Annotated in this window: 12 protein-coding genes and 1 other annotated feature; of the genes, 11 read left to right on the plus strand and 1 reads right to left on the minus strand. The window is 43.9% G+C overall.

Annotated elements, in window-relative coordinates; translation table 11 throughout:
• Positions 1–539: 539 nt before the first annotated feature.
• From cas1 to csm6, 9 genes are read left to right on the plus strand one after another with little or no spacing between them, the layout of a single operon-like run.
• The gene (gene cas1, locus HMPREF9429_RS08500; RefSeq protein WP_040774551.1) at positions 540–1,529 is read left to right on the plus strand and encodes a CRISPR-associated endonuclease Cas1; all 990 of its coding nucleotides are present in this window, start codon (positions 540–542) and stop codon (positions 1,527–1,529) included.
• A gap of 4 nt (positions 1,530–1,533) precedes the next feature.
• Positions 1,534–1,836: a CRISPR-associated endonuclease Cas2 gene (cas2, locus tag HMPREF9429_RS08505; protein WP_006943177.1), complete on the plus strand. Its 303-nt coding sequence runs from the start codon at positions 1,534–1,536 to the stop codon at positions 1,834–1,836.
• An 18-nt stretch (positions 1,837–1,854) separates the two neighbouring features.
• A complete protein-coding gene (gene cas10, locus HMPREF9429_RS08510; RefSeq protein ID WP_006943178.1) occupies positions 1,855–4,311 on the plus strand; it encodes a type III-A CRISPR-associated protein Cas10/Csm1 in 2,457 nt (818 codons plus the stop codon).
• A 15-nt stretch (positions 4,312–4,326) separates the two neighbouring features.
• Positions 4,327–4,779, plus strand: coding sequence for a type III-A CRISPR-associated protein Csm2 (gene csm2, locus HMPREF9429_RS08515; RefSeq protein WP_006943179.1), 453 nt, complete (start codon positions 4,327–4,329; stop codon positions 4,777–4,779).
• Positions 4,772–5,467 (plus strand): type III-A CRISPR-associated RAMP protein Csm3, encoded by a 696-nt coding sequence (gene csm3, locus HMPREF9429_RS08520; protein ID WP_040774555.1) that lies wholly within the window; start codon positions 4,772–4,774, stop codon positions 5,465–5,467. Before csm2 ends, csm3 begins: the two co-directional genes overlap by 8 nt.
• A complete protein-coding gene (gene csm4, locus HMPREF9429_RS08525; RefSeq protein ID WP_006943181.1) occupies positions 5,467–6,471 on the plus strand; it encodes a type III-A CRISPR-associated RAMP protein Csm4 in 1,005 nt (334 codons plus the stop codon). The genes csm3 and csm4 overlap by 1 nt, the downstream gene beginning before the upstream one ends.
• A complete protein-coding gene (gene csm5, locus HMPREF9429_RS08530; RefSeq protein ID WP_006943182.1) occupies positions 6,468–7,694 on the plus strand; it encodes a type III-A CRISPR-associated RAMP protein Csm5 in 1,227 nt (408 codons plus the stop codon). The genes csm4 and csm5 overlap by 4 nt, the downstream gene beginning before the upstream one ends.
• A 2-nt stretch (positions 7,695–7,696) precedes the next feature.
• Positions 7,697–8,452, plus strand: a complete 756-nt coding sequence (gene cas6, locus HMPREF9429_RS08535; RefSeq protein WP_232216671.1) for a CRISPR system precrRNA processing endoribonuclease RAMP protein Cas6 — start codon at positions 7,697–7,699, stop codon at positions 8,450–8,452.
• Positions 8,453–8,458: 6 nt separating this feature from the next.
• Complete coding sequence (csm6, locus tag HMPREF9429_RS08540; RefSeq protein WP_006943184.1) at positions 8,459–9,799, plus strand: type III-A CRISPR-associated CARF protein Csm6; 1,341 nt, start codon at positions 8,459–8,461, stop codon at positions 9,797–9,799.
• A gap of 97 nt (positions 9,800–9,896) precedes the next feature.
• On the opposite strand, the gene HMPREF9429_RS08545 is transcribed toward csm6, so the two are convergent.
• Positions 9,897–11,216, minus strand: coding sequence for a purple acid phosphatase family protein (locus tag HMPREF9429_RS08545; RefSeq protein WP_198005708.1), 1,320 nt, complete (start codon positions 11,214–11,216; stop codon positions 9,897–9,899).
• Positions 11,217–11,349: 133 nt separating this feature from the next.
• Positions 11,350–11,561: a binding site (T-box leader), on the plus strand.
• A 46-nt stretch (positions 11,562–11,607) separates the two neighbouring features.
• On the opposite strand from HMPREF9429_RS08545, the gene trpS reads away from it, so the two are divergent.
• A complete protein-coding gene (gene trpS / locus HMPREF9429_RS08550; protein WP_006943186.1) occupies positions 11,608–12,594 on the plus strand; it encodes a tryptophan--tRNA ligase in 987 nt (328 codons plus the stop codon).
• Between the two features lie 10 nt (positions 12,595–12,604).
• A complete protein-coding gene (yfbR, locus tag HMPREF9429_RS08555; RefSeq protein ID WP_006943187.1) occupies positions 12,605–13,183 on the plus strand; it encodes a 5'-deoxynucleotidase in 579 nt (192 codons plus the stop codon).
• Positions 13,184–13,193: the final 10 nt, after the last annotated feature.

A 13,193-nucleotide genomic window follows, 5' to 3' on the forward strand; every position in this document is an offset into this window, starting at 1 on the left:
CCCCGTAAGGGGACGGAAACATACTTATCATACGTTGTCACATAGAATGTTCTTTGAGTTTGATTTAATTACCGTTACCCCGTAAGGGGACGGAAACAACCACTCTTTAATTGTATACATAACCGTACCGCCTTGATTTAATTACTGTTACCCCGTAAGGGGACGGAAACATTGATTCCGTTAATATTGCATCATCCTTCTGTTCGATTTAATTACCGTTACCCCGTAAGGGGACGAAAACGTATTGACTTAAGTTCTTACCTAATCTCTCACTGAATTTATTGCTTTTACATCGAAAGGGGATGAAGAAGCATCGTGTATAACCCTAGTAAAAAAGACGACTTAACGATAAATTTTCGTTAAGTCGTCTTTTGATAGATGAGGGTATGTTCAAGTTGAATCTTAGAAAGTCAGAGATACTCAATACTTGAGAGTGATTTTTACAGAAAAATCACAGACATGATATAATAAAATCATATTTGATATATATGACAATCATGAAAAATAAATTTAACGGCATTAATAAAGGAGCATTTTCTATGAGTCATGTATATATAACGGAAGATGGGGCAAAGATATCTAAGCGTGGAGGTCATTTTATCCTCAGCCGTAATTCGGAAGTTTTGTTCGAAATACCTGAAGAAGGCTTAGAAAGTCTCACCCTTATTGGGCGGGTACAATTATCTGCGACAGTGATAGAACGATTGTTGCAAAAGGAGATTCCGGTTACGTGGTTGTCGAAGGGCGGATACTTTTTCGGTCGGCTAGAGTCAACTCGTCATTGTAATGCCGTAAAGCAAGCTAAGCAAGTTGTCTTAACCGGCGGTTCCTTATACCTATCTATGGGAAAATCGATGATTGAGGCAAAGATTCATAATCAACAAGTCTTGCTGAGACGCTATAACCGAGAATTAGAAAGTGATTCTGTACGACAAAAGATAGAACAGCTTTCGCGAATAAAGCATAAGATCATGCAGGTGCCGAATCGATCAGAATTGATGGGCAATGAAGGTTTAGCGGCTCGAATATATTTTGACGCTCTAAGTGAACTGATAGAACCGGAGTTTCGCTTTAACGGACGGACAAAACGACCGCCACAGGACCCCTTCAATGCCGTTATCGGTTTTGGGTATACGCTATTGCTGTACGAGCTGTATACCGCATTATCTAATGTGGGGTTGCACCCTTATTTCGGCTGTCTTCATGCGTTGAAGCATCGTCATCCGGCTTTGGCGTCCGACTTAATGGAGGAATGGAGGCCTGTTATTATTGACAGCTTGGCCATGAGTCTTTTTAACAGGCATCAATTAAAAGCGGAACACTTTGAGCGTACGGAAGACGGCGTGTATTTAAATAGAGAAGGTCGATATACTTTTTTGCAGGCTTATGAGAAGCGGTTGCGTACGTCGAATAAATATTCGGATGAAAAGCAATCGTTTCGGCAATCATTGGTTAATAGGGCGGAAATGTATTCTTTGGCTATTATGGAAGATGATGAGTCATGTTATCAGCCCATGAGATTGAGGTAAGCTTATGACATACTTTCGAGAGAATCATGACGAACGTAAATATGTTATTTTAGTCATTTATGACATTGTGGATAATAAGCGACGGTCTCAGATGGTGAAGTGCCTAGAAAAATATGGCATTCGGGTTCAGAAATCTGCATTTGAAGTGTATATTTCCAAAAAGAAACTAGTTAAGTTAGAAGCTGAGGCCGGCAGTATTATAGATATAACATGCGACTCTCTGAGGATTTACTCTTTAAAACACAATACAGCTATTAAAACTTGGGGAATCGGTTGTTGTAAGGCTGAAGATGTCATTATTTTGTAATATATGGAGATGAAGTAGATGGATCAATTGGAAGCAAGGTTACAAAAGGCGGCCTTATTGCATGATATAGGAAAAGTTTACCAACGCTCCGGGCTTGGACAAGGGACACACTCGGAGGCCGGCGTAGCATTTTTAAAGCCCTATTATGAGAATGACGATAGTTTGGTGTTGAGAGCTGTTAAATATCATCATGCTGATATGGCTAAACGCCTTACAAAAGATGATGATTTAGCTTATATTGTATATGAAGCTGATAACATAGCGGCAGGGACGGATCGGCGTGAAATGCAGGATAGTGGAAGTAGCGGCTTCGATAGACGAGCCAGTTTGGAATCTGTGTTTAACGTGTTCGGGGCTAATGAGAGTAGCGAGAATACAGCTTACTATTTACGTGGGTTAATGAAGGATAAAGATATGTTGTACCCTCAGCCCAAAACAGATATTCAAGCTCCCGCCTCTATGTATAAGGAGATTATTGAAGACCTGAAGAGAAACTTCGAAAGACGCAAGCCTGATGATATGGAAGTAAATGAAATGCTCCAAGTATTGGAGGCAACTCTTTCATATATTCCGTCCAGTACGGCGACCAATCAACCGGCAGATATATCCTTGTATGAACATGTAAAACTTACGGCAGCCTTTGCAGCAGCTATGTATCGCTGGTTTAAAGCCGAAGGCATAGAAGATTACAAATCCTATTGCTTCGGAGGGAAAAATGAAGATTGTCGCGAGAAAGCCATGTATTTACTGGTTTCCGGTGATATATCGGGTATTCAAAAATTTATTTATACCATTCCTTCTAAGGGTGCGTTAAAGAACCTGCGCGGACGTTCCTTCTATTTGGAAATATTGACAGAACATGTAGTTGATGAGTTGTTGACCATGACCGGACTTAGTCGGGCGAATCTTTTATATACAGGTGGCGGGCATTTCTACTTGCTAATGCCTAATACGAAAGAGGTTGTAAGTCAACTTCAACAGTTTGAAAACTTGCTGAATGCATGGTTCTTGAAGCACTTCGGAAATCGCTTGTATATTGCCTTCGGTTGGAGCGAATTTTCCGCCAATGAGATTATGTCCAAGGGAACGGGAATAGGGAATGTCTACCGTCGCGTCGGTAAAATCCTGTCAGAATGGAAATTACAGCGCTATTCAAAAGAGCAATTGGAGGATATGTTTGATTGGGGCAGCGAGTTAAACTCTGTAGGGGATGGGATGCGTGAGTGTAATGTTTGCCATACGTCGGCTAATCCCGATTTGTTGCGACCGTATGTGTTAGGTGATGACGGTACCTTAGCTTGCGATACTTGTAATGCCTTAGCACAGTTGGGACAAGACATTTTAAATAAGGATGTCTTTATTATTACTAGTACAGCGGAAGGGGGAATAGGACTTCCCGGCTTCGGTGAGGGGCGGTACTTGGAGGCAGTGACGCCGGCAGAAGCAGAACAACGTGATGACCTTGTTCGTGCGTATGTAAAAAATAAGGTTTGGACAGGTGAAAAGATGGCGACCCGCCTTTGGGTCGGTGATTACAGTGTAAGAAAAGATGATGGAAGCGGTTGTTTGGAATTTTCCGAACTCGCCGAACTAAGTGGTGGCGGAAAAGAGAAAGCCGGGATTGAACGTATCGGTGTCCTGCGAGCTGATGTGGATAATCTGGGTGCTGCCTTTGTTGCCGGTATTTCTCGAGAGTTCGCAACTGTAACGAGGACGGCTGTATTATCGCACCAGCTATCCGTGTTTTTTAAACGATATATTAATGAACTTTGCGAAGGAAATGTTAACGGTATTAATGAAAAAGAATACAGCCAATTTAGCTTGTTTAGTCGAGAGAAGGATAAAAAAAGAGATGTCCATATCGTTTATTCAGGTGGTGACGACATGTTCATTGTCGGCGCCTGGGATGACTTAATCGAATTGGCTGTTGATATTCGGCGAGCCTTCCGGCGCTTTACAAATGATAAACTGACGTTTTCGGCAGGCATCGGTCTATTCAAGAGTGCCTTTCCTATCTCGCAGATGGCGAGGATTGCCGGGGAGTTGGAAAGCTACTCAAAGAAGAATACAGGGAAGAACAGTATTACCTTGTTCGGAGCGTCTGCAGATGACGGCCCGTATAGTAGTCCTATTGCTTATAAATGGGATGATTTTACGGAAAAGGTTTGCGGTCAGAAGCTGAGACTTCTTCAGAGCTGCTTTTATTTTGATGAGAAAAAGCCGGAAGAGAATAAATTGTTTATCGGTAAGGGGGGGTTATATCGAATTATGCAATTAATGGCTGATTGTGAGACAAAGCGTATTAATATTGCCCGTATTGCTTATACCTTGGGGCGAATGGAGCCTAAGGATCGCAAGAGAATGACCGCCTATAATGAAGTGCGGGATAATATTTATAAATGGAGTTTGAACGGAAGTGATCGCAGTGAATTGATAACGGCCATTCAATTATTGATATATTCATTAAGAGCATAAAATGGGGTGAGTATAATGGAAGAAAAAATGAAAAAGGAAGAAATAGACGTAGTAGAAAGAGCCGAAAAAGTGATGAAAGAGTTGAAAAATGAAAGTGACGGCAGTGGCGGCCGATATAGGAATAACCGTTCTGTAAAGATGATTACGGTTAGTCAGATTCGTAAATTTTTAACGGCAGTTAACTCTTTAACGGATAAGATAGAACGTTATAAAGTGGAGCATCTTCGACAAGGGGAACAAGTACTTGAGTTATCTACTGATTTGGCAGCAGAAGTTAAGTATTTAAAAATAAAGCTGGCTTACCAATCGGGACGCAAGTCTTCGGTCAAAGACTTTGAAAAGAAGGCGGGATTGTTGGCAGAGATAAGTAGTATCGGGAAAGATCTTAATAAGTATATGAACTTTGCCAGATATGTAGAGGCTTTGGTAGCATACCATAAATATTATGGAGGTAGAGATTATGAGTGAACAAGGCGTATTACGCGGGAAATTGATGATAACGGGAAAAGTAAAGTTAGTGACCGGCCTCCACATAGGAGCGGCACAGGATTTTGCCCCCATTGGAGCTGTAGACAGGCTCTTTGTTCGCGATCCGTTGACAAAGGAGCCGGTTATTCCCGGCAGTTCTTTGAAAGGAAAGTTGCGCACCTTGCTTGCTAAGGCAGAAGCGACGGGATATGTTTTGAACAAAATAAATGATGATTCCGAATTGATTAAGCGACTTTTCGGAAGTGCCGGTAAAGATACGGCCAGACCGTCGAGATTACAGTTTTATGATTTGAGAATGACAGATGAAAGTGTTGAAAAATTCAGCTCTCTTGATTTAGATACCTACATCGGAGAGGTTAAGTTTGAAAATACGATTAGCCGATTAACGGCTGTGGCCACTCCTCGCCAAATCGAAAGAGTTCCGTCCGGGGCGGAATTTGGCTTTAAGCTTGTATATAATATTGAAAGGGAAGGTGAGCTTAAAGAAGACATACAGGCACTCGGTACGGCATTGCAATTATTGGAAAATGACTATTTAGGCGGTCACGGCTCTCGTGGATATGGCAAGATTGCTTTTGAAGATCTTGCGGTTCAGGATAAGTTTGTTAAGAACGGCGAGGCCGTTGATTGCAATGAATGTGAGAATTGGTTAAAGGGATGTAGATAATGATGGTATCATATCTGTACCAATTAAAATTCGATACACCCGTCCATTTCGGAACTATTGAGGCGGGCGACGGGCTTGAATCGGTTGTATATACATATGAGTCGGACCGGTTGTTCAGCAGTTTATGCTGTGAGTTGGCTGAAAACGGTGATAGTAACAAAATTTTAGATTTAGTCGGGGCTGCAGATTCGGGCAAATTAATACTCTCTGATTTGTTTCCTTTTGCCAAAGTAGACGGCGATTGCCGATTGTATATTCCCAAGCCAGTTTTATCTATTGAACGCAATGAAAGTGATGAAATTCGGTCCTATACGGAAGCTTGTAAAGCATCGGTTGCAAAAAAAACTAATAAGAAGTTGGAATTTATTCGAGTATCTAAGGTAGACGAGTATATACAGTCATTAAAGTCGAACCGGGCTTTTACAGAAGACGACGATTTCGGTGCGAGTTGGTTGACGGAGCAGGTTAGTTGTCGAGGCGATAAGCCATTGCCGTATTACGTAGGCACCTTTGTATTTGCAAAAAATACGGGTCTTTATGGAATCATTCAAGGGGAAGAGCGCATAGTGCAGCGTAGCTTGGACCTTTTGGAACAGTTGGGACTTAGCGGTATTGGTGGCAAAAGAAGCAGCGGTTATGGAAAATTCCGTTTTCATGACGACCCGTTTATATTGGATGAAGAGCCGCCGTATGATGATGCCATAGAGTTAAAACGACGTATGGATGATAAAACTGCGCAATGGCATATGAACATGTCTCTCCTTATACCCGATATAGGAGATATTGATGATATTAAAAAGGGATTTTATTCCTTGAAAAAAAGAAGCGGATTTGTATCGTCTTTAGGTTTCGGGTATGTGCATAAGCGACATGATATATATGGAATTGCATCCGGATCGTGTTTTAGAAATCAGCCGGCCGGTAAAGTGGCTGCCATGAGAACCGATACGGGGCATGACGTTTATCGAAACGGGAAAGCCTTATATCTGGGGGTGAATGCATGAGGGAGCAACACAGAGAGACAAGGAATTTTGAGATAGAATGCTTATCACCCGTTCATATCGGGAGTGGTGATAAGTTGACGGCAGTAGAATATATTTTTGATGAAAAAGCTCGTCAAGTATATTTTCTTGATCAAGCACGCTGGCTACAATTTTTATATAGAAAAAGGCTTACCGATGAATTCTTGCGACATATTAGACGTACGGCGGAACAGTTAAAAAGCAAAGATCCTTTTTGCGGACAACTCTTATGGGACTGGCTTACACAAAAAGGGATTAGGCCTGATGAAATTCGTAATCTTGCCGGTACAATCGGACATGTTCATACCAACAATCCTTTAATAGATCGACGCTCAGTGAATGATATTGCCAGAAATGTTACGGATGCCTTCGGATCTGTGTATATTCCCGGTAGTTCCATAAAAGGCGCTTTGCGGACAGGGCTTCTTAGCAGTATTATTCTTAAAAACAAGGAGAAGTATACAACAAGTTGGAAAGAGATTGAAAGTACTATATTTAATGCAAGAGGTCGAAGCGATTTAAAATGTTTGGGGAAGGTGCAAAGCAAACTGGAAGGCCTTGTATTCCAGAGATTAGGCTTGCAGGATGAACATGGGAGAGCTTGCGGCGGTTCCGTTAATGATGTCTTGCGCGGCTTGATAGTAAGTGACGCAGCTTGTGTAGAACCCGTGTGCAATACGGTTATTGTACAAAAACTCGACGGTTCTTTGGCTAAGACAGAGGGCATGAATCCTTGCAGGTTGCCCCTATTTCGTGAATGTATTCCAGCCGGGACTCGGTTGCGCTTTTCCGTCACGGCTGATTTAGAGATGTTGAAAGTAATCGGGATTGGAAGTATTGACGATATTTTTTCGGTGACTCGTGAATATGTGATGAGAAACTTGAAATTTCAGGAACATGCTTTTACTCGTGCGTTCGGCAGGCAGTTTTTTGCTGCTCAAGCCTTTAATGAAGCGAAACAGGCAGATTTATTCCTTGGTGGCGGTACGGGCTTTCAGTATAAAACGGTTATATATGACTTGGCACCGGACGAAGAAATCGGGCGTGCTGCTGTCGCCAAGTATTTAGATTTAGTATTTACAAATAAAGACTCGAAGCCGCAACATAAAAGTAAGGATAAAGATATATCGCCGCGTACCGTTAAATTGACTGATCAAGGGAGAGAATACCAGTTAATGGGACTTTGTCGAGTAAAAGAGGTATAAAAATGCTACGTTTGCTGGAGTATGAGGTATCGACATCGACGGGGATTCGCCTTCACCCGTCCATGGGTTCTGTCATTCATGGAGCCCTTATGGAGAAGTTGGGGGAAGAGTGGGGAAATGTATTGCATGAAATGACTGTGCGTCCCTTTCATCAATACCTGTTTTTCCACAAGAAACGCAAGGTGTTTATTTGGCACATTGGTGTCGTTGATGATGCTTTATTTGATGCCTTATCGGAGATATTGGAGCTTCGCAAATTGTATATAAAAAAACATGAGTGCGACTTGTACTTGAGTGACCCCACGCTCCTTGCCGAGACTACTTTTGATACATTGGCAGCCCAGGCATTTACAACGGAGCACTTACCGTATGGCTGTAGGTTGATGTTACATACGCCCACAACTTGTAAACATGACGGTGCTTATGACGTCTTTCCTGACCTTAACCGTATTTTCTACGGTCTTGATAATAAGTGGAATGCTTTTTCGAAAGAACTCTGTTTAGAACAAGAAGGCCTGGAAGCCGTCTTAGGGAATGCATGTAGAATCGGTAAGTATGAATTGCGATCCGCTCTTTTTTCATTAGAAGGGTCTCGTATCAATGGATATGAGGGTATGATACAGTTGAACTTTCGAGGAAATGAAATGACAAGAAGGATTGTCATGTTGTTGTTAATGTGGGCGTCATTCACCGGCATCGGTATAAAGACCGCCTTGGGCATGGGCGGGTGCTCATGCGAATTCTTATATAAGGAGTAAGGGATTATGCAGTATTTATTTACACCGGTTGGCAATACAGATCCTGTTCGTGACTACCACGATGGAGGTATGCTACATATCTTAAGGCATTATAAAATCGATAAGGTGTTCATATTCCTGACGGCGGATATGGAAGAAAAAGAGGAGCAGTGGCATTGCTACTCTCTAGGCGTGAAGAAAGTGGCTCCGCAGTGTGAGATTGAATTTATTAAAAGCGGAATAACGGAACCTCAAAATTATGAAAAGTTACTTTATTTGCAAGAGAAATTCGATGAGTTGTTTGAGCAATTTCCGGACGTTAAATGGATTTTGAATATCACTTCGGGAACTTCGCAGATGCAGACGATTATGTCTTTCTTATCTGTTGATTATCCTTCGTGTACAGCGGTACAGGTCTCGAATCCGCATGTTGATAGGGACAAGGTGGCCGTTCATTGTGAAAAAGAAGAATATGTCCAAATGTTGGAGTGTAATGAAGATGATGATCCGAGTAGCCCTAATCGTTGTACCGAGCCGCCCCTATTAATGATTAGAAGGCATGTGCTGAGATTTCAAATAGAATCTTTGGTTCGTAATTATGAATATGGAGGAGCCCTTCAGCTTGTGGAACAAAATCGAAGACTGTTTTCAGATACGACTGAAAGGTTATTGCGGCACGGTGTGTGCCGGACTATGTTAAATTGGCGCGAGGCCAATAAAATTATTTCTGACTATGAAGGGAACATACTCATGCAGAGTCCCGGTGATTTTTCTGAGTACTTCCAGGTAATGGAACTGCGTCAACGCAAGGGACAGTTATCCGAATTTATTGTTAAGCTGTCGCCCGTCTTAATGGGGTTAGGCTTTAAATATTTAGAATGTATAAAGGGCTTTGATTTGCTGCAATGTGGTAGGGAATTGGATAGAAATGGTGAACGTGTATTTATATGGGATTGTAATAAAGCACGAAAATATAACCCCGAATTGCAGGACTATTTAGATAAAAAATATTCCGGTGACATGAAGGATGGTCCCTTGTACTTTCAGACCATTATGGCGCTCTGCGAGTATTATAAGGCGACAACTCTAAAATCTGATGCCCTACATAATGAAATAACAACGGCTTTTAGTAAATTGAGAACTGTAGAAGAAACGGCACGAAACCCGATAGCTCATAATATTTGCAACATGACGGAGACTCGATTAGAAGAAGAGACAAAGAAGCAGTTGCTGGAACCTCTGAATTCGGCAGGAATTTTAAGGATTTTACGTAAGGTTTATAAGGACATTTATAAAAAGAATATGGCTTGGACTTATGACGGATTGAATGATTGTATTGTTGAAAGTTTACAGACCTTTTCGATGTAGCAGAAGATGTAGAGGTTTCAGGTTATCTCCCCCTTCAAAAAAGGACGCATGCATAGCATGCGTCCTTTCTTCATCTCCTACCAACTTCCCCCACGTCCTACTTCCGAATCTCAGCCGTATCGAGTAGGGTGCCGTCAGGTAAGAAGCATTGGAAGCGGATGGTGTCGGCAGTGGCTTCCATTGTCATGTAGTTGTCCGTTTCGGGCTGAGGCGGTACGTAGAGGTCCAAGGTGTGTTGTTTCCACAGGCTCGGGTAGCGTACGTCGCCGGCGACTCCTGTAAGAAGGTAAAGCGGGCCCGATTCGTCTCGTGTAAAGTTTTTGATATGGCCGCGGTTACGGTAGGTGTGTAAGTGACCTGTCAGGACGGCGTCTACGTTGTAGACGTCGAAGATGGGCATAAAGACGCGGCCTTCGTCAGATATGCCTTCGTCACGCGATTCAGGTCTCGTATCGGGGTTAAAGGCGTAGCGAAGTACGTCTTTATGCATGAGGACGATTTTCCATTTTTTCGTCGTTTGTTTCAAGTCGTTAATGAGCCAAGTCGTTTCTTCGTCCAAAAGGGTGGGCTCGAAGTCTTTCAGTTCCGTAAACTGTGTATCCATGACGGTGAAGTGAATATCGCCGTAGTCGAAGGAGTAGAACTGGTTCGGGTATTTGGACAGACCGTTTTTCGGCAAGTCGAAGAGGGTCGTGTATGACACGGGCATGTGCATATTCCAGTCCAAGTCATAGGTTTCGTGGTTGCCGTCCAAGGGGGCCACGGGAATTTGGCGAATCATGTCTTTGCAGGCATCAAACCAGGCATTCCACTGGTACGAGGCCTGGCCGTTGTCGACTAAATCGCCTATATTGATGAAAAATTGTGCGTCCTTATTGCGCTTCCACGCCGGCATGGCCGTATCTCGCCAGACTCCGTAGTCGGCAGACTGAGAGTCGGGAAAGATTAAGGCTTTAAAGTCGGCCCCGTCAGCGGTCCGTAAAGGGTACCACTGGCTGCGGCGGTCGCCGTAGCCTACGCGGTACTCGTAGTTCGTGCCGGGTGTCAAATCGGCCAGGTAGGCACCGTGAACATAGGATGTATTGCCGTCATCGTTTAAGACCGTGTCGGTACCGTCGACGGTCCACGTGTCTTCAGCGTCTTTTAAACGGTATTCGACGACTGTCCCTTTTTCTTCATATTGAGATTGCCACATGACCGTACGGGACGTACGGCTGTTGGCCGTAATGATTTGACGTATGTTGTAGGCATCGACCGAGTCGGTCAGTTTATAGTGAGCCGCCGTGGCCTTTGTAACACGGACGGCTTGGTCTACGATAGCCTTCGTACCGGGTACGAACTCGTATACGCCGGCAGCGGCTGCCGCAACGGCAATGCCTGTAGCTTTCAGAAAATCTCTGCGTGATAGGTATTTCAATAGGTGCCTCCCGAAGAGTTTAGATAAAGTCATAGGATAAGGTCATTGTATGATTCTGCGGCATCATTGTCAATGAAGCGGCTTCTGTCCTTGACAGTGGCGGTCAAAGAAGATACACTTCTATACGTATAGAATAATGTCGATGAACGGGTGTAAGTAGGTATGATGCAGCTGTGCTTAGCGAGTCGGAGACGGTGAAAGTCCGACGGCGGCGGTTATAGTGAATGGGCCCGGGAGATGCGATCCGAAGCCAGTAGGCGTCGCCGGTACCTGCCGTTAAGAGGAATGAGTCGGGCTTTATGCCAAATCGGGTGGTACCGCGGAACACGTCCTTTCGTCCCTAGTGAGGGGATGAAAGGCTTTTTTTATGTCAATAATCAGGAGGCACATTATGTCCGTTATTTTTTCAGGAATTCAGCCCAGCGGCAATTTGACGCTGGGAAACTATTTAGGCGCACTGCGTAATTTCACGAAGGTACAAGATGAAAACGAATGCTATTACTGCGTCGTCAATCAGCATGCTATTACGGTCCCTCAAGACCCGAAGACGCTTCATGAACGGACACGTCAATTGGCAGCCATCTATTTGGCAGCTGGTTTGGATCCGGAAAAAGCGGTTCTCTTCGTTCAGTCGGAAGTTCCCGAACATGTACAGCTCGGTTGGATTATGACGACCATGTCCTATGTGGGTGAATTGGAACGCATGACTCAGTACAAGGACAAGGCTTCTAAGCGCGGCGACTCCGTACCGGCAGGTCTTTTGACCTATCCGCCCTTGATGGCCGCCGATATTTTGTTGTACCAGACGAATCTTGTTCCTGTCGGTGATGACCAGAAGCAGCATCTGGAAATTACGCGTGACTTGGCACAGCGGTTTAATCGCGTTTACGGTGAAGACGTATTTACCATTCCCGAAATCCTCTTGGGACAAGACGGAACTCGTGTCATGAGCTTACAGGAACCGACGAAGAAGATGAGTAAGTCCGACGACAATCAGACGGCTACCGTCTACCTTCTCGATACGCCGAAGGATATTGAAAAGAAAATTAAGCGTGCTCAGACGGACAGCGACAATGCCGTTCGTTACGACAGAGAAGCAAAGCCCGGTATTTCCAACTTGATGGATATCTTTGCAGCTCTTACGGACAAAAGCCACGAAGAAATTGAAAAGGCTTATGCCGGACAGGGCTACGGTACATTCAAGAAGGACGTAGCTGAAGCGACTATTTCCGTCCTTGAACCGATTCAAAAGCGTTATGCCGAACTCATTGACACGCCGGAACTTGATGTCATCCTTACGAAGGGTGCCGAAAAGGCACGTGAAAAGGCAAGCAAGACGTACGAAGCCGTTACGAAAGCTATGGGATTATACCGTTAAGGAGTTTGCTATGAGCCACTTTTTTGCCATGCTCAGCCGCATGAAATATATTCGTCGCTGGGGGCTTATGCGCAATACACAGGAAGAAAATATTCAGGAACACACCTTGCAGACGGCTATGATCGCTTATCACCTGGCCGTTTTGAGAAATCGTCGTTTCGGCGGCGATGTCAACCCCGAACGGGCTGCCGTCTTGGCTATGTATCATGACGTGACGGAGATCTTCACGGGAGATATGCCTACGCCGGTCAAATACTTCACCCCTCTCATGAGGGAGACATACGGCCAAATCGAACGTCTGGCAGGTAAGCGCATTATTGATTCCTTGCCTGATGATTTACAGTCGGCCTATGAACCGCTCATTCTGGACGGTGAAGAGGATCCCGTTTGGCCTCTTGTCAAAGCGGCGGATACGCTAAGCGCCTATTTAAAGTGTTTACAGGAAAAGCATGCCGGTAATTCGGAATTCGATGAGGCTTATACGGGATTGGAAGAAAAGCTGCATGCTTTACATATGCCCGAAGTGGATACGTTCATGAAGGAGTATGCCCCGGCCTTCCTGTTATCCTTGGATGAAATGAATACGTAAGAATAAAAAC

This window comes from Megasphaera micronuciformis F0359, assembly GCF_000165735.1.
GTDB lineage: Bacteria > Bacillota > Negativicutes > Veillonellales > Megasphaeraceae > Megasphaera > Megasphaera micronuciformis.

Bases quoted from the DNA above. Each gene is read 5' to 3' on its own strand.
- cas1 (WP_040774551.1), top strand. From the start codon at position 540: ATGAGTCATGTATATATAACGGAAGATGGGGCAAAGATATCTAAGCGT.
- cas2 (WP_006943177.1), top strand. From the start codon at position 1,534: ATGACATACTTTCGAGAGAATCATGACGAACGTAAATATGTTATTTTA.
- cas10 (WP_006943178.1), top strand. From the start codon at position 1,855: ATGGATCAATTGGAAGCAAGGTTACAAAAGGCGGCCTTATTGCATGAT.
- csm2 (WP_006943179.1), top strand. From the start codon at position 4,327: ATGGAAGAAAAAATGAAAAAGGAAGAAATAGACGTAGTAGAAAGAGCC.
- csm3 (WP_040774555.1), top strand. From the start codon at position 4,772: ATGAGTGAACAAGGCGTATTACGCGGGAAATTGATGATAACGGGAAAA.
- csm4 (WP_006943181.1), top strand. From the start codon at position 5,467: ATGATGGTATCATATCTGTACCAATTAAAATTCGATACACCCGTCCAT.
- csm5 (WP_006943182.1), top strand. From the start codon at position 6,468: ATGAGGGAGCAACACAGAGAGACAAGGAATTTTGAGATAGAATGCTTA.
- cas6 (WP_232216671.1), top strand. From the start codon at position 7,697: ATGCTACGTTTGCTGGAGTATGAGGTATCGACATCGACGGGGATTCGC.
- csm6 (WP_006943184.1), top strand. From the start codon at position 8,459: ATGCAGTATTTATTTACACCGGTTGGCAATACAGATCCTGTTCGTGAC.
- trpS (WP_006943186.1), top strand. From the start codon at position 11,608: ATGTCCGTTATTTTTTCAGGAATTCAGCCCAGCGGCAATTTGACGCTG.
- yfbR (WP_006943187.1), top strand. From the start codon at position 12,605: ATGAGCCACTTTTTTGCCATGCTCAGCCGCATGAAATATATTCGTCGC.